At 59.0% G+C, this 24,573-nt stretch carries 24 protein-coding genes; all 24 read right to left on the bottom strand.

The genetic code is table 11. The annotated features are described in order from the left end of the window. Positions 1 to 892 (bottom strand): Fe-S-binding domain-containing protein (locus tag ONB25_07735; protein ID MDZ7392766.1); only part of this gene is annotated, 892 nt, incomplete at its 3' end. Between the two features lie 6 nt (positions 893 to 898). Next, the gene (locus ONB25_07730; GenBank protein MDZ7392765.1) at positions 899 to 1,606 is read right to left on the bottom strand and encodes an NADH-quinone oxidoreductase subunit C; all 708 of its coding nucleotides are present in this window, start codon (positions 1,604 to 1,606) and stop codon (positions 899 to 901) included. A 52-nt stretch (positions 1,607 to 1,658) separates the two neighbouring features. Beyond that, positions 1,659 to 3,737, bottom strand: coding sequence for a proton-conducting transporter membrane subunit (locus ONB25_07725; protein MDZ7392764.1), 2,079 nt, complete (start codon positions 3,735 to 3,737; stop codon positions 1,659 to 1,661). 51 nt (positions 3,738 to 3,788) lie between these two features. Then, the gene (locus ONB25_07720) at positions 3,789 to 5,318 is read right to left on the bottom strand and encodes a hydrogenase 4 subunit D (protein ID MDZ7392763.1); all 1,530 of its coding nucleotides are present in this window, start codon (positions 5,316 to 5,318) and stop codon (positions 3,789 to 3,791) included. Then, on the bottom strand, positions 5,315 to 5,815 hold the full coding sequence (locus ONB25_07715) for a hydrogenase 3 maturation endopeptidase HyCI (GenBank protein ID MDZ7392762.1): 501 nt from the start codon (positions 5,813 to 5,815) through the stop codon (positions 5,315 to 5,317). The genes ONB25_07720 and ONB25_07715 overlap by 4 nt, the downstream gene beginning before the upstream one ends. Beyond that, on the bottom strand, positions 5,812 to 6,108 hold the full coding sequence (locus ONB25_07710) for a hypothetical protein (protein MDZ7392761.1): 297 nt from the start codon (positions 6,106 to 6,108) through the stop codon (positions 5,812 to 5,814). Before ONB25_07710 ends, ONB25_07715 begins: the two co-directional genes overlap by 4 nt. 10 nt (positions 6,109 to 6,118) lie before the next feature. Beyond that, positions 6,119 to 6,943 carry an FAD/NAD(P)-binding protein gene (locus ONB25_07705; GenBank protein ID MDZ7392760.1) on the bottom strand — a complete coding sequence of 275 codons (825 nt, stop codon included), beginning with the start codon at positions 6,941 to 6,943 and terminating at the stop codon, positions 6,119 to 6,121. Between the two features lie 39 nt (positions 6,944 to 6,982). Beyond that, positions 6,983 to 8,056 (bottom strand): 4Fe-4S dicluster domain-containing protein, encoded by a 1,074-nt coding sequence (locus tag ONB25_07700; protein MDZ7392759.1) that lies wholly within the window; start codon positions 8,054 to 8,056, stop codon positions 6,983 to 6,985. Beyond that, positions 8,053 to 10,020: a molybdopterin-dependent oxidoreductase gene (locus tag ONB25_07695; GenBank protein MDZ7392758.1), complete on the bottom strand. Its 1,968-nt coding sequence runs from the start codon at positions 10,018 to 10,020 to the stop codon at positions 8,053 to 8,055. The genes ONB25_07700 and ONB25_07695 overlap by 4 nt, the downstream gene beginning before the upstream one ends. A gap of 254 nt (positions 10,021 to 10,274) precedes the next feature. Then, entirely contained in the window at positions 10,275 to 11,471 is a 1,197-nt protein-coding gene (locus tag ONB25_07690; protein ID MDZ7392757.1) for a phosphoglycerate kinase, read from the bottom strand. A 305-nt stretch (positions 11,472 to 11,776) separates the two neighbouring features. Then, positions 11,777 to 12,223 (bottom strand): ribose 5-phosphate isomerase B, encoded by a 447-nt coding sequence (gene rpiB, locus ONB25_07685; GenBank protein MDZ7392756.1) that lies wholly within the window; start codon positions 12,221 to 12,223, stop codon positions 11,777 to 11,779. 227 nt (positions 12,224 to 12,450) lie between these two features. Beyond that, a complete protein-coding gene (locus ONB25_07680; GenBank protein ID MDZ7392755.1) occupies positions 12,451 to 13,221 on the bottom strand; it encodes a protein-L-isoaspartate(D-aspartate) O-methyltransferase in 771 nt (256 codons plus the stop codon). 93 nt (positions 13,222 to 13,314) lie between these two features. After that, on the bottom strand, positions 13,315 to 14,259 hold the full coding sequence (locus ONB25_07675; GenBank protein MDZ7392754.1) for a histone deacetylase: 945 nt from the start codon (positions 14,257 to 14,259) through the stop codon (positions 13,315 to 13,317). 2 nt (positions 14,260 to 14,261) lie between these two features. Further along, the gene (locus tag ONB25_07670) at positions 14,262 to 14,891 is read right to left on the bottom strand and encodes an endonuclease V (GenBank protein ID MDZ7392753.1); all 630 of its coding nucleotides are present in this window, start codon (positions 14,889 to 14,891) and stop codon (positions 14,262 to 14,264) included. Between the two features lie 91 nt (positions 14,892 to 14,982). Then, on the bottom strand, positions 14,983 to 15,528 hold the full coding sequence (locus ONB25_07665) for an NUDIX hydrolase (GenBank protein MDZ7392752.1): 546 nt from the start codon (positions 15,526 to 15,528) through the stop codon (positions 14,983 to 14,985). A 251-nt stretch (positions 15,529 to 15,779) separates the two neighbouring features. Then, positions 15,780 to 16,124: an Mth938-like domain-containing protein gene (locus ONB25_07660; protein MDZ7392751.1), complete on the bottom strand. Its 345-nt coding sequence runs from the start codon at positions 16,122 to 16,124 to the stop codon at positions 15,780 to 15,782. Between the two features lie 38 nt (positions 16,125 to 16,162). After that, positions 16,163 to 17,131 carry a hypothetical protein gene (locus tag ONB25_07655; protein ID MDZ7392750.1) on the bottom strand — a complete coding sequence of 323 codons (969 nt, stop codon included), beginning with the start codon at positions 17,129 to 17,131 and terminating at the stop codon, positions 16,163 to 16,165. Between the two features lie 66 nt (positions 17,132 to 17,197). Continuing rightward, positions 17,198 to 19,192, bottom strand: a complete 1,995-nt coding sequence (locus tag ONB25_07650; GenBank protein ID MDZ7392749.1) for a M1 family metallopeptidase — start codon at positions 19,190 to 19,192, stop codon at positions 17,198 to 17,200. A gap of 48 nt (positions 19,193 to 19,240) precedes the next feature. Next, positions 19,241 to 20,137: a homocysteine S-methyltransferase family protein gene (locus tag ONB25_07645; GenBank protein ID MDZ7392748.1), complete on the bottom strand. Its 897-nt coding sequence runs from the start codon at positions 20,135 to 20,137 to the stop codon at positions 19,241 to 19,243. Positions 20,138 to 20,149: 12 nt separating this feature from the next. Continuing rightward, on the bottom strand, positions 20,150 to 20,959 hold the full coding sequence (locus ONB25_07640; GenBank protein MDZ7392747.1) for an SPOR domain-containing protein: 810 nt from the start codon (positions 20,957 to 20,959) through the stop codon (positions 20,150 to 20,152). Position 20,960: 1 nt separating this feature from the next. Further along, complete coding sequence (locus tag ONB25_07635) at positions 20,961 to 22,136, bottom strand: tetratricopeptide repeat protein (protein ID MDZ7392746.1); 1,176 nt, start codon at positions 22,134 to 22,136, stop codon at positions 20,961 to 20,963. 24 nt (positions 22,137 to 22,160) lie between these two features. Then, positions 22,161 to 22,514, bottom strand: coding sequence for a LapA family protein (locus ONB25_07630; protein MDZ7392745.1), 354 nt, complete (start codon positions 22,512 to 22,514; stop codon positions 22,161 to 22,163). A gap of 32 nt (positions 22,515 to 22,546) precedes the next feature. Further along, the gene (gene miaB, locus ONB25_07625; GenBank protein MDZ7392744.1) at positions 22,547 to 23,893 is read right to left on the bottom strand and encodes a tRNA (N6-isopentenyl adenosine(37)-C2)-methylthiotransferase MiaB; all 1,347 of its coding nucleotides are present in this window, start codon (positions 23,891 to 23,893) and stop codon (positions 22,547 to 22,549) included. Positions 23,894 to 23,966: 73 nt separating this feature from the next. Further along, the coding region (locus ONB25_07620) for a radical SAM protein (protein MDZ7392743.1) at positions 23,967 to 24,573 on the bottom strand (607 nt) is incomplete at its 5' end.

Raw genomic sequence — 24,573 nt, 5'->3', positions numbered from 1 at the left:
TATCCACCGTCTCCATGCGTTCTGTGCAGGAGAAGCACGGGTCGATACTTCCCAAGGTGATGGGGACGTCGGCAATTGTTTCGCCCAACACCATCACCGGCACGCTTTGCAGGTTCTGGAACGTGGGTGCCCGCGCCTTCCACCGATACGGCCGATTATCCTCGCCAGTAATCACGTAGTGGTGCGTTTCGCCCCGTGGCGCTTCCACAGAAGACTGCCCGACCAGGCCGGGGGGAATGGGCTCGGTAATCTTGGCCTGGATCGGACCCTCCGGCATCATCTGCAGGCAGTCTCGGATGATGCGGATTGAATCGAGCGTCTCCTTGAGGCGCACTACGGTGCGCGCCCAGTTATCCTCGCCTGTCTCCACCATGACGTTGGTTTCCACCTCGGTGTAGGCGGCGTAAGGATGATCAACGCGAATGTCGATGGCCACTCCCGAGCCCCGGGCGGTCGGCCCCAGGGCCGAAAATGCGATGGCGTCTTTGTGGCGCAGGATTCCCACGTTGGCCAGGCGGGCCAGCAGGGTGGTGTCCGTGACGACCGCATCAAGCACCGCCTTTGTCTCCTTTTCAATGCGGCCGAGTACGTCCAAGAGCTCGGGGTGTATGGCCTTTGGGATGTCACGCCTCACCCCGCCGACAACGTTGATCCCGTAGAGTTTGCGGTTCCCGGTGATCTTTTCACACATCCACATCACCGGTTCACGGATCCGCCACGCCTGCATCAACACGGTGTCGAAGCCGAGGATGTGGCCTGCAATGCCTAACCACAAGAGGTGGCTCTGCACACGCTCCAACTCGAGAATGATCGTCCGGATATACCGGGCCCGACGCGGAACCTCAATTCCCCCTGCTTTTTCGACTGCTTGACAGTAACCCGTACTGTGCACCGTTCCTCATATGCCGCAAATGCGTTCGGCGAGAAACGGTACCTGGTTGTAGTTGAGCTGGCTGTCGGCAATCTTCTCCACCCCGCGATGGTTGTAGAACCCGCGGTAGTCGCCTCCTACCACCCGCTCGCCCTCGACGAAGATTCGCCAGTAAGAAGGCTCCTCCAACACCGGGAAAAACGGGCCGATGGGGACCACTGTCGCGCCCTCGGGTGGCTGCTTAAGCTGGGGCGCGGCCTGCACTGGAGGAGGGTTTTCATTCCAGGCAACGTCGCGCCGCAACGGGTGAAGTCCCTCGGGCCAATCATCGGCCAGCACCAGGCGTCGGGGATCGGGATGGTTGCGAAGCTTTACGCCGAGCAGATCCTGCACCTCCCGCTCGGCCCAGTTGGCCGCCGGGATGTCTGCCCCACCGGTGATCGAGTCAATCCACAGGTCCTTCTCCGGCAAGGGGGTGCGCACCGTCACAAAAAGATGGTCGGCAGCGAGGGAAAAGACGTGATCCACCAGGTACCCGCCATCGGCGTCGCGGAAGTCGGTCCCAGCGGTGATCACAAAACGACCGTTGAGATCGTGAAATAGGTGACGCGCCACCTCAACGGTATTCTCCCGACCTACAGTAAAGATCACCATGTCGGGCACCGGGTTGCTAGCCGACTTGATGCATGGACCAAAGCGGCTGGTCATCTGCTGAATAAGCTCGTGTGCGGTCATGTCAGATGGGCACCTCCGCGTACAAGTATCAACTCTACCACACTCTGCCCTTTCATACCCCACCCCCTGCCAGCGCAAAGAGAATGAATATGGCCAGTAATACCCCGATTACCAGCCACAGAAGATACACATGAGGAATGCCCACGTGCGTGCCACTAAAGTAGCGCATGAGGCTCATAAATCCCTGAGTCAAAGGGTAGAAGAACCAATTGTCTACATTCAGGATCCGCCGCAGAAGGTTCTGCTCGCTCAGTTGCACCCGAGGATAGCGAACCTGGGGATAGACGCCGGGCTGTTCATAGGCCCCAATGCGTATCTTGAAGAACTGCTTGAATGAGAGATACAGACCTTGCGCCTTGTACCGCACCTCCTCGTCGCTATGCACCTCACCGCAATACCACGTGGCGTCCTCTCGCACCGGCGCTGCACCGGCACGGAACAGGCTCCAGGAAAGCAGGAAACATATTGCCCCGGCAACAAGAATGACAAGCGGACTCCATGCCGCGATGGGGCCCGTGCCCAAGTCCAGGAGCAAGGGGCTGGTAACCCCTCCGACGGTCAACGGGGTGCCGCATGCAGCCACACCCTCTCCGACAAGGTCAAGCACTCCCTTCTGCACAGGTCCCACCGCGATCCATGGCAAGATGCCGATCACTACTGACATCCCTGCCATGACCACCTGCGGAATGACCATGCTGAGCGGAACCTCAGCCTCGCCAGCCTTCGCCTGCCCGGGGTTGAACTTGCCAAAGAAAGCCATCCCAAAGAATTTCGCCGCATAGGCCAGGGTCACCACGGAAATGAACAGGGCGATAAGCGCAAGAAGCATAAAAAGGGGCATCTTTACGCCGGCTTGCAAGGAGGCTTGAAAGAAAAGCCACTTGCTGGAAAAACCGACCAACAACGGCATGCCTGCCATGGAAAGACCAGCAAGCACAGCTGTGGTGGCACTCACCGGCATCAGGCGAGACAAACCGCCCACCTTGTTCAGGTCACGCGTACCAGCACGGTAATAGATACTACCCGCATTGTAGAACAGGCAGGACTTGAAGAGCACGTTGCTCACCAGATGGAACACCGCCGCCACCAGGGCGATGATTGCCAGCGTCGGAGCAGTGGGCAAAAAGTAGAGGCCAATGCCGATTCCCAAGAGCAAATAGCCCATCTGCCCTACGACCGAAAACGAAAGGAGCTTTTTGGTGTCATCCTGCGCCAAGGCGGTCATGGAGCCAAGGAAAATGGACAATGTGCCGAACAGCGCCATGACCACGCCCCACGGCCCGTCTATGGACGGCACCGGGCCAGGCACAAAGAAGACGCGCACTAGTCCGTATAGTCCTATCTTCGACATGATACCGCCAAACGTGGCCGCAGCAGGGGCTGGCGCCGCCGGATAGGCGTCGGGCAACCAATCCCCAAACGGCAGTATACCAGCCTTGGTGGCAAAACCGATGAAAAAGAACGCCAGCGCTATGTGTAGGAGTCGTGCCTGTCCGTTGCCCAGCATGCCAAGCATGGCATCTCCCAAGTCCGAGAAGGCGAAGGACCTGCTTTGCTGGTACACGATGATCGCCCCGATAAACATGAGCGCGGTGGCTACATGGGTCATGAAAAAGTACTTGAACCCTGCACGTGTCCTCTCCGCCTGGTCCTTGTGGAAAATCACCAGGACGTAGGAGGTGAGCGTCATTACTTCCCAGAAGATGAAGAAGAAGAACAAGTCGGCGCTAGCAACTATGCAGGAAATCGCCGCTAGGAAGACCAAGTAAAACGGGTAGAACGCGCGCAGACTTAGGGTGTTGAAGGCGGGCAAGGCCATGAACCTCACCGCGTAAAGCGCCGACATGGTGCCAAGCAGCGCAATGAGGAGCAAGAACACGGCGCTCAGGGCGTCGATACGGAGCAGGAGGTTCGCCCCCAGCGCAGGGACGCTGAGGAGCGGTGCTTCCACGACCGACGTCCCCGTGGCAAGCACCCGCACTGCCGCCATAGCAAGACATATAGAGGCCAGCAGCGTGAACACAAACGATACCTGCCCGACCAGTTGGCGCCTCCCTCCCAACACCAGCGCCACACCTGCGCCCGCCAAAAGGATTACCACCGACGACTCAAACAGCGTGATGGGATTCATCTATGCGGACTCCCTTCAGTACAAACGTCCCTTAACTGGTCCCGCCCCTGCTCAGAACCCGATCTGATGAGCAAACGCTAGGGCAACAAATGGGGCAATCACGCATAACACCATGAGCACCACCAGAGAGAAAGACATCGCTGCTGGCGGATTCTTAGCGCCCTCTGCCGCCGGGCTTGGCGTCCCAAAAAAGACCTTCTGCCCTACGCGCAAGAACCACGCGAATGCAATGATGATCTCCAGTACGAACGGCACCAGTAACAGGTACCCGGCTGCACCCCCCACGTCCACCGCGCCCATTATCAGGAAGAACTTGCTCCAAAATCCAGAAAAGGGGGGCACGCCAAGGATGGCAAACATCCCCACCAGGAACGCGACAGCAATGAGCGGCGCCCTCTTGGCAAGGCCACTCAACTCCCTTATGCTCCGCGTACCGGCCACGTACGAAATTGCGCCCACGCAGAGGAAAAGGAGCCCCTTGCCAACTCCGTGGTTCATAATGTGCATGATTCCACCGAGCATTCCAGCGCGCGAGCCCATGATGCCGAAGGAAAGCCCCAGCAAAATGTACGACAGGTGGGTGATTGTGGAAAAGGCCAACAGTCTTTTCAGATCGTCCTGGAAAAAGAACAAGTACACACCCACCAGCATCGTCACCACTGCCATAATGCCGAGAAGGAGCCCAGAGCCCATGGACAGTTGCTGCGTGGCGGTACTGATACGGGCGATGAGGAACACGCCCGCCTTAACCATGGCTGCGGCATGCAGGTACATGCTCACAGTCGTAGGGGCGGCCATAGCGTCAGGCAACCACGTGTAGAAGGGGACTTGCGCCGACTTGGCCCAGGCCGCTATGAGAAAAGCGACAAACAGCAAGCTTCGCAACCCGGGGGAAAGCTGGTCCAGCGCGTTGAAGTCAAAGGTGCCGGTCTTGACGAAAATCGTGACTATGGCAATGGCAAAAAAGACCCCGCCGGAGTAAGTCATGAGCAATGCTTTGAAACCGGCGCGCAGAGACTCATCGTTGCGATAGTGGGAGATTAATGCATAGGAGGTGAGGGTGGTTAGTTCCCAGAAAATGTACAACTGCAGAAGGTTGGGGGAGATCGCCACGCCAATCATGGAAGTCACAAAGAGCAACATCCAAAAGTGATGGCGTTCCTTCCCCTCACGCGAGGGGTGCTCTTTGTTGCCTTTTCCGATGTAGTCCAGGGCATAGACGATGACCAAAAAGCCCAGCACAGAGACTACCGTCAGCATGAGCATGCCCAAGGGATCCAGCAGGTAGCCGAACAGGGGCACAGGCTCATGGCCAAGGCGCGGGACCGTGCCGGCCGGACCGGCTTCGACCGCCATCGGGCGCTCTTCACCTTCAGCCCGGAACTTGACAAGCCATGGCACGCGGATGGTCACCGAGCGCTCAGTCCCGGGGAAGACGCCACCGATGATGGCCGCCGCGACGATGAGCATCAGCCCCACCGCAACCAGGGCCGCCAAGTCACTTGCCTTCTTCCGCAAGAGTCCCGAAAGGATGGCACCTGCCGCAGGAAAGAGCAACAAAAGAACAACGAGCGTATTCATGGAGTCGCGCCCTCGTCTGATGTCGTACCGAGCAGCTCAGTTATCAGTGCGTGCAGGAGGCCGACACTTTCCTGCACTGCGGGGGTCATTCCCTCCCCCATGCTAACGTCGCCGGGTTGTATGCCGAGAATCGCCACTTTGGCACCCGTCTCGGCCCGGAGGTAGTCGACCATAGCGCGCAAGGAAGGGTGATGCGTGTCCACCCTCCTGCTTTGCACTGCCTCTGCATCGACGATTGCTATCTCACCCGCCTTCTGGCCAAAGTCCACTGCATCTGCAATCAGAATAATGTCCGGTCGAAACTCCTTAACTGGCCCGGTGAAGGCCTCGGGCACATCGCCACAGTCGATTGGGTAAAAACTGTGTGTCCGCTCCAGCTTTCTGGCTAGGACCGCCCCCGCTTGGTCATCCCTTCTCCACTCGCTTCCCACCCCCAAGAGGACGACCCGCCCGTCGAGGAGTGCCGCTAAGGCACGGGCCAGTTCTGCCCTCTTCATTCCTCCTCTTGTCGCAGGAGCACTACAAAGATGAATACCACCGTGCCCACAGTCGCAACAATCTGCACGCCCAAGTAGAAGGCCGCCACGAACGGCGCATACACCGGCCTCCCCCACTGCTCGATGTCCTGCGTCGGCGTACCACTGTTTGCTCCGACCTCGCTCGTGTGCACCACGTCGCTGGCGACTTGCACCTGTCCGTTAGGCACAGGGGCGGCCAAAAGACACGCGCCCCACAGTGCCGTAAGCAGGACCATGATCAGTGTACGGAAAATTTTCCAGTCTCTTGCCATCACTCCGTCCTCATCGCTCGGGCAAGACCTTGATTTGTTGCCAGCTGAACACAGGGCCGTCGACGCAGATGTACTTGTGCCCGATTGCGCAATGGCCACACTTGCCTACGCCGCACTTCATGTAGCGCTCCAGGGTGGAGATGATGTGATCGTCGGCAAAGCCCATTGCTAACAGGTCCTGAATCACGAAGCGGATCATGATGGGCGGACCGCAGGTAAAGGCGAATGTGCGCTGCGGGTCGACCTTGATCTTCTCGAAAAGCGTAGTGACCACGCCTACGTTGCCGGTCCAACTTTCGTCTCCGCGGTCCACCGTCTGCAACAGCTGCACGTCATCGCGCGCGGCCCATTCCGCCAGAGCATCTTTGTAGACCCGATCCGAAGGAGTGCGGGCGCCATAGAGAATGATGAAGTTGCCGAACTTTTTCCTCTTGTCAAAAATGGGCTCAATCAACGAACGAAGAGGCGGCAGTCCGATGCCCCCGGCGACGATGAGAATATCGTAGCCCATTACCTCTTCGAACGGAAACCCGTTCCCAAAAGGCCCTCGCACCCCGAAGACATCACCAACCTTGGCCTGGTGCATGGCATTTGTCACCGTGCCGGTGGCCCGCACCGTGATGCGAAAGTTTCCCTTTCGCAGGGGATTCGAGCACAAGCCAAAAGGGGCCTCCCCTTTGCCAAAGACGGAAACCTCTACAAACTGGCCCGGCTTGAAGGCGAAGGCCTTGTTGTGCTTCTGATCCAGAAAGTGAAGAGTGAACGTCTTGGTATCAGGAGTCTCGTCCACGATCTGGTCGATCACCGCCAGTTGTGGGAGATAGAGGTTGTCCATTCGGTCGCTACCTCGCCTTGGTGTAGTGTTGTACTGCGCCTATGCTCCCTGCTCTTCGGGCGCGGGTTGCCCCTCCCGTCGGAGTCGCTTAACAACCGCGGGCAGGTCGAGCATGCCTATCGCTTCGCAAACCGTGATGCAACGCCCGCAGCCCACGCACCCGTGGTGGCCATCCAGCTTCACGTAGGCATAGCTGAGCTTGTGGTAGAAGCGCCGCTTTATCCGCTCTTTGGCCTTCTCTCTTGGGTTATGGCCCGACGCCTCACGCGTAAAGCCCGAGTACTGGCACGAGTCCCAGCAGCGAAACCGAACACCACTGGTAGGGGTTTCCATGTAGTCGGCCACATCATAGCAGGTGCAGACTGGGCACACATGCGTGCACCCTCCGCAGCTGAAGCACTCATAGCCCATCTCATCCCACAGTTCCTCTCGGACGCGCCTGTTGGTGATCTGGATGATCGCCTTGGCAACGTAGGCGGTGGGCACCATCTGACTGTCGCACGTGGCCATCAACTCCTTGCGGTGCTCAAGGTCCTGGCGCGTGGCCGCCACCAAGCCTTTCTTGACTTTTGCCAAGAGAGCCACGCCTTTGGCGCTTCCCACGTCAATAAGGTAGCGATCGCCAAAATCGCTGAGCTGCAAGTCGAATCCCGATTCCAGCCACGGTCCGCCATCGCAGCAAATGCAGAAGCATGTGTCCAGTGGTCGGTTACAAGCGACGCTAATGATGGTTGTGTTTGCCCTCTTCGCCAGGTAGTAGTTGTCCGCGTAGACACCGGTGAAGAACTTGTCCCAGTGCAGAATCCCTTTTACGTCGCACGAACGAATGCCAAAGAGTATCTGCGGTGAGGTGTCCACCAAGGGCTCGAACTTTGGCATTTTGTCGAGCTGGAACCGAAATAGGTCCTGCCGGTGCGGAATGAAGAAGCGCTTGATGGGGTCGAACTCGTTCACATAGTCGTGCGTGAACTCGCTCGTCGATTCCACTTCGCGGAAGATCACATCGCCGTCCGGCCCGGCTGTCGGCCCAATGAGCTTGGCCCCCCTACGCAGCGAGTCCAAAACGGCCAGGAAAGCCTGCTTGTCAAGTACGTATTTCTGGCCGACCTTCATGCTACCTCCACTCTTGCCGCGCAGACTTTCATCTCGGGTATCCTTGAATCTCGTTCCAGGCTATCGTTGGCCAACAGATTGGTGAGCCCATCCTTGTGGTGGATGGAGGCAAAGACCACTTTTGGAGGAATACCGCGAGTCACCACAACGGTGCGCTCGATGCTGCCGCGGGGAGTAGTGACGCGTGCGCGCCACCCGGAGCGCAGGCCCAACTCCTTGGCGTCGTCGGTATTGACCTCCAGAATCCCTTCCGGATACTCTTTGGCCAAGGTGAAGGAGCGAGAGACTGAGGTCCCGGAGGCGCGGTGGACCCTCCCCCTGCCAATGACTAACGTAAAAGGATAGTCGGCGGTTGGCTGTTCGCTCGGGGGCAGGAATTGAGGAGCCAGCAGCTTAGCATCGCGCACCGACGGCAAAGACTGACCAACAGGCCACTGCACGCCGCCGGGGACATCGAGGGCACCGTAAGTGATCCCTTTGTACCAGGGGTTTACAGAAACGAACTCCTTGAACACCTGCTCGGCCGAGCGGTAACTGAGGGAGGCACCTAACTTTCTTGCCAGCGCGACGAATATCTGCCAGTCGGGTTTCGCCTCGCCGACAGGTGGTATGGCGGCTCGCACCCGTTGGACGCGTCGCTCGGCACTAGTGAAAGTGCCGTCCTTCTCCGCAAAGCTGCAGGCCGGAAGTACCACATGGGCTAACTGCGCTGTCTCGGTCAGGAAAAGGTCCTGCACCACTAAGAAGTCGAGCCGTTCCAGCGCCGCCTTGGCGGCAGCACAATTGGGCGCGCTCCACACCAGATTTTCGCCCACCACATACATCGCCTTGATCTGCTCACCGGCCCCGTGGAGCATCTCACCGAGCGTCAAGCCAGCCTTTTCAGGCAAAGGGCAACCCATAACTTCGCTCAGCGTGGACCGGGCTTGGTCGTCGCCAACGCGGGCAAAACCGGGGAGAAAAGCTGGCGCCAGCCCCACGTCAAAGACGCCTTGGGTGTTATTGGTAAGATGGAGCGGAATGATCCCTGCGCCGGACTTGCCCAGGCTGCCGGTGAGAGCGGCCAGATTGACAACCGCCTTGATGGCCTCGGTTCCCGAGGCATGTTGGGTGAGCCCCTCGCCGTACAGGATCAGCAGCCTTTGCGCCTCGCTCACCATGACGCCCAGGCGCTCCAGCTCTTCCTGACTGATGCCGCAGAGCTGGGCAGCATTGGCCAATGTGTACGACTCGAGCGCCTTGGCCAAGGAGTTTACGCCCCGGGCTTCCGCAACCTGGCGCGTGCCGCGGATGAGCCAGCTGCAAAGGGCATTAAGCCAGACAACATCCGTTCCAGGTTTTGGTTTTAGATGAAGTGTGGCGAAGTGGCTCAGCTCAGTTTCCCTGGGGTCCACCACCACCAGCTTCTTGCCATGGTGTGTGGCCCAGATAAGGTAGGAACCGGCCTTTGCGGTCTGCTCCTTGGCATTAGAGCCCACCACCAAAAGCACATCGGCCTGCTCTATGTCTGTGAGCGAGGCCGTAGCAGCCGCCACCCCCAGCTGGGCGCTCATAGCGTGGAGCGTGGGGGCCTGGTAGAAACGCGCGCTGGTATCAAGATTGTCGGTCCCCAACACGCCGCGCGCCAGCTTCATGAGCAGATAGGCGTCCTCGTTGGTGAATTTGGTCGAACCAACTACGCCGATGTGGGAGGGTTCGTGGCGTCTTAGGCCCTTGGCCACCTCCCCGAGTGCGCTCTCCCACGAAACCTCGTGGAACGTGCCGTTTTTCTTGACCAGAGGTTTACGCAGCCGTTCAGGGTGGTGGATGATCTGGTGTCCGTTCCAACCCTTGACACACAGGGTGCCCCTACTCACGGGGTGTTTGCGTTGTGGTGCCACACCTACAACACGCTCATTTTCCACCACCAAGAAGACACCACAACCGCAGCCACAAGACGGACATGTCGTGAGGACTTTGCTCACTGAGGCACTCCTTCCCTTGCTTTGCGCTCCAGAACAGAATCAGGCAGCCTCTTTCTCCAAAACGCGTGCCACAGCGAGGAGCTCCCGCGCTCCGAAACACGCCCCCTTCCCCTCTGATTTCCCAAAGCTTAGTGCTATGCTTCGCGGCCCCGGAGGAGATCTCTTGCCGCGCGATTCCCAATTATGGGATTGCTGCTCAAGGGGGTTCCCACTATTGGGAACGAAATCAGCCCCCGACTCTTCTTGTGCGCCAATTACGCCTCAGTCAGCGCCTCCACCCCAGGGAGCTTGAGACCGGAAAGGAACTCCAAGGAAGCTCCGCCTCCCGTGGAGACATGCGACACTTTGTCGGACAGGTTTGCCTTCGCCACAGCAGCGGCGCTGTCGCCGCCGCCGACGATGGTCACCGCCCCCTTGGCGGTTGCTTCTGCCAGCGCTCGCGCAATCTCCATTGTGCCTTTGGCAAAGGCCGGCTTTTCAAACATCCCCAAGGGACCGTTCCATACCACTGTTCGCGCTTTCAGTATCTTGCTCTCGAAAAGCTTGGTGGTCTTCGGTCCGATATCGAGGCCCATCATCCCCTCGGGGATGGCCTCACCGTCTACCACCTGCACGGTGCCTTCCGCCTCTGGCCCCTTGGCGACTATGTGGTCAACCGGAAGGAGGAGCTCCACGCCTCGCTTCTTGGCAGTCTCCAAGAGTTGAGCGGCAAGGGTCAGCTTGTCTTCTTCCACCAGCGAAGAGCCGACGGGCACTCCTTTGGCTTTCAAGAAAGTATAAGCCATCCCTCCGCCGATGAGCAGAGAGTCCACTTTTCCGACAAAGTTCTCGATGAGCTCAATTTTGTCGGAGATCTTGGCGCCACCCATTACCGCCACAAACGGTTTGGCCGGCGACTCGAGCGCCTTGCTCAAGTAGAGCAACTCCCTCTGCATCAAGTACCCAGCGGCGCAGCGGTCAAAATACTTGGTTACGCCCTCAGTGGAGGCATGCGCACGGTGAGCACTGCCAAAGGCGTCGTTGACGTAGACGTCGCCCAGCTTTGCCAGTTGCTTGGCGAATTCGGGGTCGTTATCGGTCTCCGCCTTGTGAAAACGGAGGTTTTCCAGGAGAAGCACATCACCGGGTTTCATGGCCGCCACCATCGCCTCCACTTCCGGGCCCACACAGTCGGGGGCCATTTTTACCTCCCGGCCCAGGATTTCGCTAAGCCTGACCGCCGCCGGTCGCAAACGCATTTCCTCTTTAACTTGACCTTTGGGCCTCCCCAGGTGTGACATCAGAATGGCCATTCCCCCGCTGTCCACCACCTTCTTGATGCTCGGCACCGCCGCGCGAATGCGCGTGTCGTCGGCAACCTTGAGGTCTGGCGTGAGCGGCACATTGAAATCCACCCGCATCAACACCCTCTTACCCTTAAGATCAAGATCGTCGATGCTCAGCTTAGCCATCGTGTTCCTCCACAAGCTTTCCGGACCTGCTGGATAGCGTTTCGGTGAAGAAAAGCTTGTACAAAAATACACTTTTTGCGCACAAAGTCAAGGGGAATTTCGCCAGCCGGCCAGATTTCACCGCGTCTTCTCGTGTATCCGCGCGGTCCCACTGCCACGACCTGCTCCGCATGGCCGCCCCTTTCCGTCTTGCACGGACTGTGCGGGGCCGATCCAGTTACGCCGGGCAAATCCGAGCCGTCATCGAATCCGAGAAAAAGCCACCGCCTTACTGTGGGCGCGGACATCACCTTCGGCGCCTGCAGCTATGCGCGGAGGTAGCGCCGCTCGATGCTATCAATTTTCTTTACGCGGCGCAGATGCCTACCGCCCGCGAACTCTGTTCCCAGCCACACGCGGAGTATCTCCAGAGCGTCTGCTTCGCTCGTGATGCGGGCCCCCAAGGCCAACACGTTCGCATTGTTGTGCTCACGGCTGCTCCTGGCCGTTTCAACGCTGTGACAAGGGGCGGCCCGAACCCCTGGCAGCTTGTTCGCCACAATGGCGGAACCGATACCCGCTCCATCCACCACTATCCCTCGCCACGCTCGCCGCCGCGACACATGTTGGGCTACCAGCAGGGCTACGTCTGGGTAGTCTGCGCTCTGTTCGGAGAAAACTCCGACGTCGAGCACGTCATACCCTTCGGCCTCAAGGAATTCTTTCACACGTTTTTTGAGGCCAAAACCAGCGTGGTCGCTACCAACTGCAATAACAGGTCCCCTTTTGCCTTCCCGCCTGGAAAGGCCCGCTAAGTGCACGTACTCGACTTCCGACTGTACAATCACCACGCCCAATTGCCGCGCCGCGTCCACAGCCCCTGGCGTCACCACCGTATCCCTCTCCAAACGGAGGTGATGGCGACCCTCTTTTGCCGCGCTGCGAACGTCCTTTTCCGTCAGTAACCTTTTCATTTGTGAGAGAGCCCTTGGCCCTAGTCTCAGTCTCTGTTGTGCGGACGCCGTTCTGCCTCACCGGTCATAGGCACAAATCTCACCGGCAATACCGATTCTTCGTGCACCTTCTTCTCCCCCTGCTTTGTCAGAACAATTAGCTCCTGGTAGATCGATCCCACGGGGATAACCATCCTGCCGCCCACCTTGAGCTGGTCAATCAGGGGCTGGGGCACATGATCGGGAGCAGCCGTGACGATGATGGCATCGAAGGGCGCTTTCTCCGGCCAGCCCCGATAGCCATCACCCTGGCGAACCACTACATTTTTGTACCCCAGGCGCCTGAGCCTCTCCCTAGCCTCGTTTGCCAGCGGCCCCACAATCTCGACGCTGAACACACTGTCCACGAGTGTGGCCAGCACTGCCGCCTGGTATCCGGAGCCGGTTCCGACCTCCAGCACGCGCTCGCCGCCTTTCAGGCGCAAGCATTCAGTCATTACGGCCACGATATACGGTTGGGAAATCGTCTGGCCGTGCCCGATGGGCAGGGGCGAGTCGTCGTACGCGGCTCCTTGCAAGCTTTCCGGGACGAACAGGTGTCGCGGCACCGTGCGCATTGCCTGGAGTACGCGCTGATCCCTCACCCCGCGTGCCGCGATCTGGCTTTCCACCATGCGCAGGCGCAGTTCCGCAAAGTCTGCATCTGCCACGTCCGCTGGAGTTCCACCTTTGTCAGTCTTTCGACCCTTCACGCAGGCTTCTCCGCACACCAATAGCGCAGTCACCAGCATCAGAACTAACTGCGATCTCACATCCATACACCTCTCTTCCCTGAGAGATTGTTGGGCCCTGATAGTGTGCCACAAACTTTTCCCGAGCCAACCATCGGAGACCTGGGCCTCACCTCGGGCTCAGGCTGCCAAAAGCATTCCCACGTGGTCACAAACGCATGTCCGCAGCGCTTGCAAGTTGTATCCCCCTTCCAACACCGAAATAAGCCTGCCCCCGCAGGATCTCTGTGCAATTTCAAGTACCACTTTAAGCATCGTCTTGAACCCCGCTTCCGTCACGCACATGTCACCCAGCGGATCCGAGCGATGGGGATCGAAGCCTGCTGAGATAAGAACAAACTCAGGAGATAGCCTTTCCCCTGCAGGGCGCAAAACATCTTTAAATGCCCTCTCGTAGGCAGCGTCGTCAGAGCCCGGAGGCAGCGGCACATTGATCGTGTATCCCTTACCTACCCCAGAGCCTTTTTCGTGGGCCGCACCCGTCCCCGGATAGTGTGGAAATTGATGCACGGAAAAGTAAAGGACCGAGTCATCCCCGTAGAAGGCCTCCTGGGTGCCGTTGCCGTGGTGGACGTCCCAGTCCACGATCAGAATCCGTCTCACTCCGTGCGCGCGCTGCAGATAGCGGGCCGCCACTGCCACGTTGTTAAACAGGCAGAAGCCCATGGCGCGTGCCCGGACAGCATGGTGGCCAGGCGGCCTTACTGCGCAAAAGGCATTGTCCACCGCCCCTTGCATTATTGCATCCGCAGCCACCAGTGCGGCTCCAGCAGCCAGCTTGGCGGCTGCGAAGGAATCGCTGCAAATCTCCGTATCCGGGGAATCAATAGTTTGCTCGCCGTTGGCACAAGCCCGCTGTAGGCGTTGGACATACTCTGCCGCATGCACGGCAGCCAGCTCCTCATCTTCCGCCTTTCTGGGTTTCAGGAGGATAAGCTTCTGCAGCAGCCCGCATTCTTCGAGCCCGGAGATGATAACCTCCAGGCGCGCCGGCTGCTCCGGGTGGTAAGCACTCACTCGGTGGGCGAGAAAAAGAGGATCGTACACCAAGGCGGTCCGTGCCACCTCTACCCCTCCATGCTGCGCCTTTGATTTGCCATCACGTGCGCCTGTCTGAGCGGCTCCGGCAGGCGGTGACAGGTGACAGTCTTGAGCACGATGGCGATGGCCTCCGAGAGCGTCATGCGGTATCCAGCTGAGACGTAGACCGGGTTGCATCCGGACCGGGTGCGCACGGCCGCACCTATAGTCCGTCCATCGAGCAGGAGCGGGCTAAAGGCACCCCGCTCCTGGCCGATCTCCTCGTGCTCTCCGACTAGCCGACTCTTCGCGCACCCTACGCTGGGCAGGCCCAGGCACAATCCGATGTGGGAAGCAAGCCCCAACCCGCGAGGATGTGCTGCACCTTGTCCATCAAAAAGGGCCACATCCGGCAGGAAGGACAGTTTGGCAAAGGCCCGTAACAAGAGTGGCCCCTCGCGAAACGAGAGCAAGCCGGGCACGTACGGGAAATCTACCTCCCCGCTCGCCAGCGCGGCCTCTACCACCTGCAGGTCCGGGAGTGAGCAAACCACTACTGCGGCCCAGGCGCGTCTGTCGCCCTTGGCATACGAGACATCGCCAGCGGCCACGGTCGCGATTGGTCCTTTGCGCGGCCGCGGAAAACGAGCAAGCGCTGCAAGTTCTCTCTGCAACACCCGAGCTTGCTCCACCGTTATCGGTGCTGGACACAGCTCGTACCTAGGTGCAGGCCCAGACTGTTTTCCGCCCCGCCGTGGCGCCCCTTGCTTACCTGGGAGACCGACCTCGCTCAGGTGATTCGCTCGTCTCAGTGGCAAAAATGCCCCCTTCCTGCAGCTCATGCAGCACTCGACAGTGACTGGAAAACGCCATATCCGGAAAAGGGCCGTGCACAGGGAAAAAGCGTGCTTCCTCAGCGTCATCGCCCGCCATAAGGGAGCCCCCGACGATTTCCGCACGATAGACGATGAGTACCACCCTTACCCGGGGATCATCGTCGCCGGGGTATACCCCCACGAGTGGCCCCACACGCACCTCCAGGCCCGTCTCTTCGCGTGCCTCTCGGACTGCTGTCTCGGCAGGCGTCTCATCTATTTCCATAAAACCGGCCGGCAAACTCCATTTCCCTTGGCGTGGTGCGTACTTGCGCTTCACCAAGAGTACTTGTCCGTCGCTTACCACGAGCACCCCCACTGCGGGCACCGGGTTCTGGTAGTAGATGAAACCACACGCTTTGCACACAAGCCGCTCGCGCTCTTGCAATACCGCAGGATACAAGGGGTGACCGCATTCTGGACAAAAACGATACCTCACTTATCGCCTCTTAACCTTCAGATACGAAGCACATGAGCAGTACTTCACAAGCTCTCCCCTTTAAGAGACCGCTTGCGCCCGGCTCCACTCACCCGGGGTAGTTCAGAAGCTCCGCACCAAGTGAAATCCTTGACCCCTCAGCCTCCCGTTCCACATGAAGGACCGCCTGACCATATGCCATCTTTTCGTCTTGGAGACGATCACCTCGGCATTCTTGTCAGGTCGTTCGGCTTCGTAGTGAGCTGCAGAGCTCAGCAGGTAAGGTGGAACGCGCCCACCACCCGTTTCTTGCCCTCAAGGGAGTTGAATGTTTCTACTGCGCCCTCCGTGTGCTCGGCAACAAGCTCGATACCGAGCTCCTCAAGCAGCTTCTTCGTCTCCGGAGCCACTTTCATCAACCCGTACTTCCCCGTCCCGACGACAAGCACCTCCGGCCTATCCTCGCGCAGTACCTCCTCTATGTCGGCCGGCTGAAGCTTGTGACCCTCCTTGCGCCACCAGTTAGGGTCAAGGACCCCTGGGCGGACAAGCACGTCCCTCTCATAGGCGGTGCCATCTATGACAATTCGGCCAAAGCGGTAGCTCTCCACCTTCATACGTGGCGCACCTCCCCTCCACTGACTGCCATGCCTCCCTACGCCTTAGGCAGGCGCCTCACTTCTGCTTTTGCCGTGCGATAGGCGACGAGCTGGCTCGCGTAGAACACCAACCTGATCATGATCTTGAGGATCACAAGCACTTGAGCCAGTAGAGCTGAAAGCACTATGCCCCACCCTACATTCTGCGGGACAGCCGAGACTATCCAGAACGTGAAAAGCAGGATGGCCACACCTGCGCTCCCTATGAGCCAATAAAGTCCGAGGCACTTGCCGATATTGGTCAGCCCGAATTTGGTGGCAACCCACAAGGCCTCAGCGGAAGATTGGCGGTTCTCGTGCACCACCACCGCCTTGGCGTAGTCGAAAATCATATTGACGAAACTCAGGATAAACAAAAGGAGCGCCACGCCCAAGGCCCCCACAAAAAACGCCGCGCGCTCTGTAGTGAGACCCTCGCTTATGCTCGCCCCCAGCTTTTGCACAAGGCTACCCGCTCCCTTGTAAACCACAAAGTAGATTGCCACGCCCATAAGGACCAAACTTAGAAAACGGCCGAAGAACTGACCTCCTGTGGCAAAAACTCTGGCTGTGGAAAGCTTTTGCCGCTCTTGCGCATAAGCCCCCATTGCCGCACCGGCGAGGAATGAGTTTGCCACCAGGTACAAAAGCCCAACCAGCAAAACCAAAACCCCATGCCGCCCGAAAGCTCCCTGAAGGAAGACCTGCGCGTTTTCGAAAAACGGCCCGATGCCAATAACCTCAGGGCGAAACGTCTTTGCCAGCCCCTCCGCGTGGGCCGAGAACTCTGTCCACCAGTCGTAGTCAAAGCCGAGCAACATAGTTTCGCGCACAGTGCTGTAGGCGAAAGAACCGCGCAGCACTTGGTAAAGTGGGAACGCCAGGAGCAGCGCCAGTGACAAGTTGACCAGGTAAATGCCTACCGCCACCTTTGGCGTACCGAACACAGTCCGTAGTCCCGTTCGCAACGACTGCCAAATCTTCATGAAGGCTCCCTCTATCAAAGATGCCGCAGCATTCGTCCTCGACCCGCTGGAGCACCCATAGGCGCGCTACACGAAAAAGGCGAATACTTCAAGCAGGTGCTGCAACCACGTCATCCAGCGAACAGTCCACTTTAGGGCGGCCCCCGTCTCGGGCTCGCGGTACCTGCTGTTGTTGGTAAAGTTCACGTCCAGCAGTACCTTGTGGCTTGGGTCCACTTCTGCAGAGAGCACTTGCGCCGAGCGCTGATAGCGAAACCGCTTCCAAAGATCTCGGCCGTCCCATTGTTCCGTCAGGGTCTCGCCGTCCTCAAAGCGAACAAGCACTTCTACCGGGAAACACACCTCTCCCAATCTTTGCACCAGGACCTCAGACTCGTAGAGTTGCGAGCCAGGCTTCTGCTTTTCGCCGCCGGCCTGATAGCGGATGCCCTCTCCTGCACCGAAATAGCCCTCGGCCGGGGGCACGGCGCGGGAAGCAACCAAGGTGACGGCATAATCAAGCCGTCCTGACCCGGTGAGCATCTGGTCAAAGAACCAATCCATATTCTCAGGTACAAGTTCATTCACTACGCGGATAAAGTCCGTAGGCCGAGGATGTTTGAAGCGATAGCGCTGCGCGAAAGTGCGCAGAATTTTCGTAAACAACTCGTCCCCCAGGTAGCCCTCGAGAGTAGCAAGCATCAGCGCTGGCTTGCGGTAGGCATTGGTACTATAGCTCTGCCCATCTACGAACTCCCACCCTCGGCGGTCCATGCGGTCTGGTCTTGCTGTGAGCATAGGAGCGCGCCACCGGGTACGCATCGGCCGCTTCACTTCCCTGAACACAATGGGGATGCCAAAGTAGCGGCGCATATACAAATCATCGCCGTAGGCCGCATCTGCGCAGCGACCATCCGCGTAGGAGTTTATCCCCTCGTCCAGCCAGGGATGTTCTACCTCGTTGTTGCCCACAAGCCCGTACCACCATTGATGGCCGCACTCGTGGATCGTCAGCCACTCAGGGGTCAGCACCCCGGAAGGCACCCACCACTCGCTGCCCCCGCAGAAAAGAGTCGGGTATTCCATGCCGTCAGCGCGACTGTCCCAGGCCGGGTCCACGATGGTGATGTGCCCGTAAGGGTATGGGCCATACCACAGCCCATAGTATTTCAGAGTGTTGGCGGTGGCGCCGAAGTAGGCTTCTTCATCCTTCCTGTGCTCGGGCTGCAACAGGAGGCGCATGGTCACCGGCGGCAGCTCTGGGTGTTCGAATCGCCGCACCCTCACCAGGTAGTGAGGGCTGGCGGTCCATGCAAAATCGTGCACGCACTCCTCCACAAAGCGGTAGGTGGTGGTCCCATCGGCATTAGCCACTGAATCCCTTAGCGAGCCGGTGGCACCTACGAGAAATCGCGAAGGAACTGTAATCCGTACGTCATAGTCGCCATAGTCGGCGAAAAACTCCGTGTTGGTGTGGAACGGATGGCAGTTCCACACGCCGTCCCACAACACGCCAATCTTCGGGAACCACTGCCCCAAGAAGTAGAAATCGCCCCTATAGCCCGTTCGTGGTTGTTTGGTAGGGATTCTTGCCCTGAAGGCGATAGCTATGGCGATGGTGTGCCCGGGAGGAACAGGCCGGGGCACTCTGACTCGAAGCACAGTTTCATCCTCCCCTCCCGGCTGACCAGGTGCCCCGTAGCTGAGAAAGCCCTTCAAGTCCTCACGGCCAAACGCGTCCTCTGCAGAGATGTCCGTGACGTCTATCCAACCCCACTCTTCAGGCGAGCGAGGGCTCGTGGAGCGTTCGCTCCAGTTCAGGCCTTGCCACGACTCCACGGAAAACAAAGACCGATTGTTCTTGAACGCATTCCAGTACAGGTGAAAGTAGAGGGTATCGATATTTCTGGAGGAGGTGTTCGTCCAGGTGAGGATTTCCTTTCCCTCCAGCATGCGCTGCTGTTCATGGAGGGAAACATCGATAGAGTAGTTGGCCACTTTCTCACAATTCAATGCCTGCGAACGGGCAAAAGAGGCTCCCAGACAGACAAGTACCGGTCCCCAGAGCAGGCTTTTACGCATGTGCACGGTCTCCTGGGTTTGTGCGAACTGTCGCCAGCGCATAGGGGGTCATGGGGTGGCACCTTCCTGCCACGCATCAATGGCCTTACGAAACAGCTTGATGTGGTCGGCGGTAGTGCCGCAGCACCCGCCTATCAGCCGCGCGCCTGCGCGCAGGAGGTCGGGCACGCGCGCCGCCATGTACTCCGGCGATTCTCCGTACACGACTTTCCCCTCGCGCACTTGCGGCAGACCAGCATTGGGTTCAGCCAAGAGCGGCAGGGTGGTATGCGCGCGCATCTCCCGAATAATCGCTACCATGTCATCGATGCCGGTGCCACAATTGCTGCCCGTGGCGTCGGCCCCCGCCTCCTGCAGGCGAAGGGCAGCGGTGGCGATGTCTGTGCCCATCACCGTGCGGTAGCCACGCTTGCCAGGTTCGAACGTCATAGTGGCCACCACGGGGAGCGAACACACGGCCTTTGCCGCCCTCACGGCCAGGCACGCCTCCTCGACATCGGTCATAGTCTCTACCGCAATCAGGTCGGCGCCTCCGTCCACCAGACCTCTAATCTGTTCTTCATAGGCATCTAAGATGTCGTTCTCCGGCACCTCGCCTAGGGCGAGGAGCACCCCCGTGGACCCGACCGAGCCAGCGACGAAGGCTCTCTCACCAGCTGCTTCGCGAGCCAACTCTGCAGCCCGACGGCTCACCTCATAGGCGCGCCCTGCGAAGGGCGTATCGCGCAGGCGGAAGCGGTTCGCCCCCAGGCTATTGCTGATGACCACGTCCGCACCCGCCTCTACGTAGCCGCGGTGCGTCTTCACCACCGCCGCAGGGTTCTCGAAGAGCCACATTTCAGGCATGACTCCCACCGGCAATCCCATGGCCTGGAGCGTGGTCCCTGTGGCGCCGTCGAAAAGCAGGATCCGCCTGCTCAATTCTGCCCGAAAAGAGCGCGTCATAGGTTCCTCCGCCTATCGCTGCACAATGCGAAAGGGCAGCCCATAGCGCTCCTGAAGTTCTTTGCCCAGACGCATGGCCGCCTCTTCGCCCTCGAACCGACCTACCCAGACCAAGTAAAAGAGGTCCCTGCCCCGCTCTTTGGTTACCACCTCGCAGGCGTACCCTTCACGTGCAAGTGCCCTCACCAGCTTCTCGGCGTTCCCTCTTTCTTTAAAGGCACCCACTTGCACCCCATAAAAGGCGCGCCCTCCTGACCCGGGCTTGCCAGTGGGAGCTCGCGGGACGGAGACGGAGGCCAACTCGGAGGCCACAAGCTGGGCAAACGGTGAATCAGGGTATCTGCGCAAGAACCACTCGGCGGAATAGGCAGCAGAATCGCGATCTCCCCGCGCAAACAGACATTGGATGCGCAAATAGTGGGCGTCATCGCAAAGTGGCGAGTTCGAGTACTGTCTCGTCAGTCGGAGACAGCGCTGGGCCGCACTATGGTAGAGTCCCTGTGCCAGCTCGTACTGAATGAGCCTGAGTAGGGCCTCGTCGGCGAAAGCGCTGCTCGGAAACTCCTCAACAACCCGCTTGTAGTAGGTGACTGCGCGCGCTCCGTCGCTCTCCACCACCCCTTGCAAGAAAATCACCGTGGGATTATCAGGGAACCGCCGGACCAAGTCGGGAAGACGGCGCTTGATCTCTTCGAGACGATGGTCCTCAAGAAGAGAGTGCAAGGTTTCCGGCGTCTGGGCAAAGAGCGGAGAGGCCAGCACAACGGCGCACAAGCCGAGGAGTGCTCTCGCAAGGTGCCTTGTTCCTGCTTTTTTCGGCACGTCAGCTTTCCTGCTTCGCCTTGCTGCCAGCGGATCCACTGCCTAACGGCCGGAGACACTGCAAGCAGCGAGGACTGGGCACGCGCGAAGACCACCCGCAATATCTGCACACATAGGGTGCGTGCTGCTGTTGTAGGTGCTCCAAGACCTGCAAAGCCTGCGCTGCTGCTTCCTGGTGCCGGCCAGCCGCATGAAGGAAACGGGCGAGCTGGACTCTTGCGGCCACGTTATCGGGGTCCTTGCTCAGTGCCTGACGGCACAGGTCGACGGCGGCAATGTGGTCTCCCATTTTTGCTTTGAGCGAGGCAAGACCCAGGTAAGGCTCCGCTTCCTCAGGCGCCCGCTGAATGAGGGAAGTATATACATTCTCGATGTCGCCAAAGCCGCCGGCTTCATAGAGGACGTCCTCAATCAGGTCGAAGGCAACCGAGGCGTGCTGCGGCGCCGCCGCCATCAAACGCCGCAACACTGCCAAGGCATCTCGGTAGCGCCTTTCGGCCCTGTAAGAAGAGGAAAGCTCAAGGTACGCCGCCACAGTTGTCGGATCCAGCTTGATAGCCTCCCTGAACTTGAGGCGGCCATCCCGGCCCTTGCCCTCTTCCACGAGCCGCTTGCCGCTTTGCACCCGATAGAACGCCAAAGTGGCGGCATCATCGGCGTTTTTCGCCTTCAAAAGCCGCTGGTATGCGTCAAAAGCCCCATCCCAGTCCCGCATCTGCTCGCATAAACGCGTCTTCCACTCTAAAGCCCAGGTGTCATTCTTGTCGCGCTGGAGAAGTGCCTCTACATAGGCCAACCCGCGCTCGGGCTTCTCAGAGGTAAAAAAGTCGCGGACCAGGCTCCGATGCAGGCGCTCCACCTGCTCAGGTGTCAGCCCTTCCCTTGCTTCCTGCTCTTGGTGCACCCTTATTGCGTGCTCGACTCGCCCGGTGAGGCGGAAGAGGTCCCCAATCTTGATATAGGCGTCTACAAACTCGCTGGTGCGCTCGACAATCGTGCGAAGAGCTCCAAGTGCCCGGTCATACTCTCCGCCGATGATGAGCTCAAGGGCGTGGGCATAATCCCGCCACACCTGGTCCCCCTTTTTCGCCCTGCGCCTCGTGGATGGAAAGAAAACCCCTACGCCGATAAAGAACAAGACCGTGATCACAATGGCAATAATGACAATTGTATCCATGGCAGAGGGTCTCCGGGCGATTGCCTACAGCTGTTGCTCTTCTGCTATTCCCAGGGGTTGCTCAGAGATCTCGCTTGGGGCCGCCATTCCCTCGTGGACCGAGATGTTGCGCAGCCGCCCAAGTTCTGATTGAAGTTTTGCGTTCTGCTTATCGAGACGACGTATCTCGGCGCGGAGGGCGAAGACGCGAATGAGGGAGATGATAAGCCAGGTGAGAAGTCCAGCACCATAGGACAGATACATTACCACCCAGAGGGGTAACTCGACGCTCTGCCATTTGTAGAAGCGCACCACCACTTGCAGAGTCGAGTTCTGGGTCGCCAATACGACGAGCACCAGTACCACCAGCACCGCTGCAATCCAACGAACAAACCACATGCGAGACCCTCCTCACGCTGGCGTATGGCTTTTTACGGCGAGACCCCGGCAAGAGTCGGTTCTTCCACGACGTGCCCAAACAACGTGTGTCCTTCCGCACCGGTGATAAGCACGCGCGCCAGTCGGCCCGGGCGCGCGCCCCGTCCTCGCAGTACGACAATCATGTTTCCCTCGGTGCGGCCCATGAACTGCCGTGGCGACTTCTTGCTCGGGCCTTCCACCAACACTTCCAGCACCGAGCCTACGCGCGCCCGATTCTTCTCCAACGTGATCCCCTTCTGCACCGCGATGAGTTGCTCCAGGCGGGCCTGCTTCACCTCCTCGCTCACTGTCTCCGGCAGGCGCGCAGCCGCCGTGCCCTCCCGGGGCGAATATTTGAACAAGAAAGCGGCGTCGAACCTCACTTCCTCCAGAAGGGAGCGTGTTGCGGCAAAGTCTTCCTCATCTTCTCCTGGAAACCCCACGATAACGTCGGTCGTCAGGGCAACGTCAGGCATAAGCGCACGCAAATCCTCAACTAGGCGCAGATAGTGCTCACGAGTGTAGCCGCGATTCATTGCAGCAAGAATCCTGCTGCTCCCAGACTGCACCGGCAAATGAACATGTCGACAAATCACACGATGCTCACAAATGGTGCGCGCCAGTTTCGGCGTGAGGTCTTTGGGGTGCGATGTGGCGAAGCGCACACGACAAAGTCCGGGGACCTGCGCAACCGCGGCCAACAGGTCAGCAAAGTCGTGAGCACCGTCCCAATACGAGTTTACATTTTGGCCAAGCAGGGTGACTTCCACAAATCCCTCGTCAACAAGTTGCTCCACCTCATGCAAAACCGAGCTCAGGCTGCGGCTTCGTTCCCTCCCGCGGACGTAGGGGACAACACAGTAGGAGCAGAAATTGTTACAGCCGCGCATGATCGCCACCCATGCACGGACGCCTGGTTGGCGCAATGGACGAACATCCGCATAGGTCTCAGCAGAACATGTCGCCGGTTGGGTTTCCTCGACATCTGCCCCTGCGAGCAGGCGTGCGAGCAGATCGGGAAGACGGCGGTAGTCATCAGGCCCTAAGACAAAATCCACCCCCCGCGCCTGGGACAACAACCGCGCCCGCATCCTCTCGGCCATACAGCCGATCACACCAAGCACCTGGCACCTGCCTGCGGTCTTAAGAGCACGCAGGGCACTGAGACGTCCCAACACCCGCTGTTCTGCACTCTCCCGCACGCTGCAGGTATTGACCAGGACGACGTCGGCTTGCTCAATGTACTCAATCTGCTGGTAGCCGGCTGCGCGGAGGATGCCACCGACTATCTCAGAGTCGTACTTGTTCATCTGGCAGCCGTACGTCTCGATGCAGTATGTCAGGCTTCGCTCAGGCATAGGGCCCATCACAGTAGCAATGGTCGCGCGTTCTTGTCCTCCTTGTACGACGGTCTCGACCTACCCCATTGATTCATAGGGTGGTCGCCATTGCCAACTTCAGCTCAGGCGTTCTCTCCTGATTGCTGGAAAGTACATCGGCATGGCCGGTTAGGGTACCATCATCTTCGAGGGCCTCGATCCTCACCGGCGCCACCGTGTTCTTCAACCAAGCCCCTTCTGCAGGCACGCGGACCCTGAGATAGTTGTCGCTCAGACCCATGGCCCACCCGTCTGCATGGCGTTCAAACAGGACAGGCAAGGTCTGTCCAAGGAATTGCCTTGCAAACGCCATTCGCCTTTGACTGCTCAGAGCCCGAAGCACGGTGCTCCTCTGCTCTTTCACCTGCGGAGAGACGTTATCGTGTAAGTGAGCGGCCAAAGTCTCCGGTCGGCGCGAGTAGCGAAACACGTGGAGATACGTGACTGGCGCCCTTGTCAGGATGCTTACCGTGCGCGCAAAGTCCTCCTCCGTCTCGCCCGGGTACCCTACAATCACATCGGTCCCGATAGACGCCTCAGGGAAATGCCTGTGCAGCTCCTCCACGCAAACAAGAAAATCCTCCGCCGTATATGGCCTTCGCATGGACTCCAGAATAGCGTCGCTTCCGCTCTGGAGTGGGATGTGGAAGTGGCGGCAG

The sequence above is a fragment of the candidate division KSB1 bacterium genome, from assembly GCA_034506335.1.
Lineage (GTDB): Bacteria > Zhuqueibacterota > Zhuqueibacteria > JANLFK01 > Oleimicrobiaceae > Oleimicrobium.
Note: the sequence above shows the minus strand (reverse complement) of the source record. Positions and strands in the feature narration are given on the sequence as shown.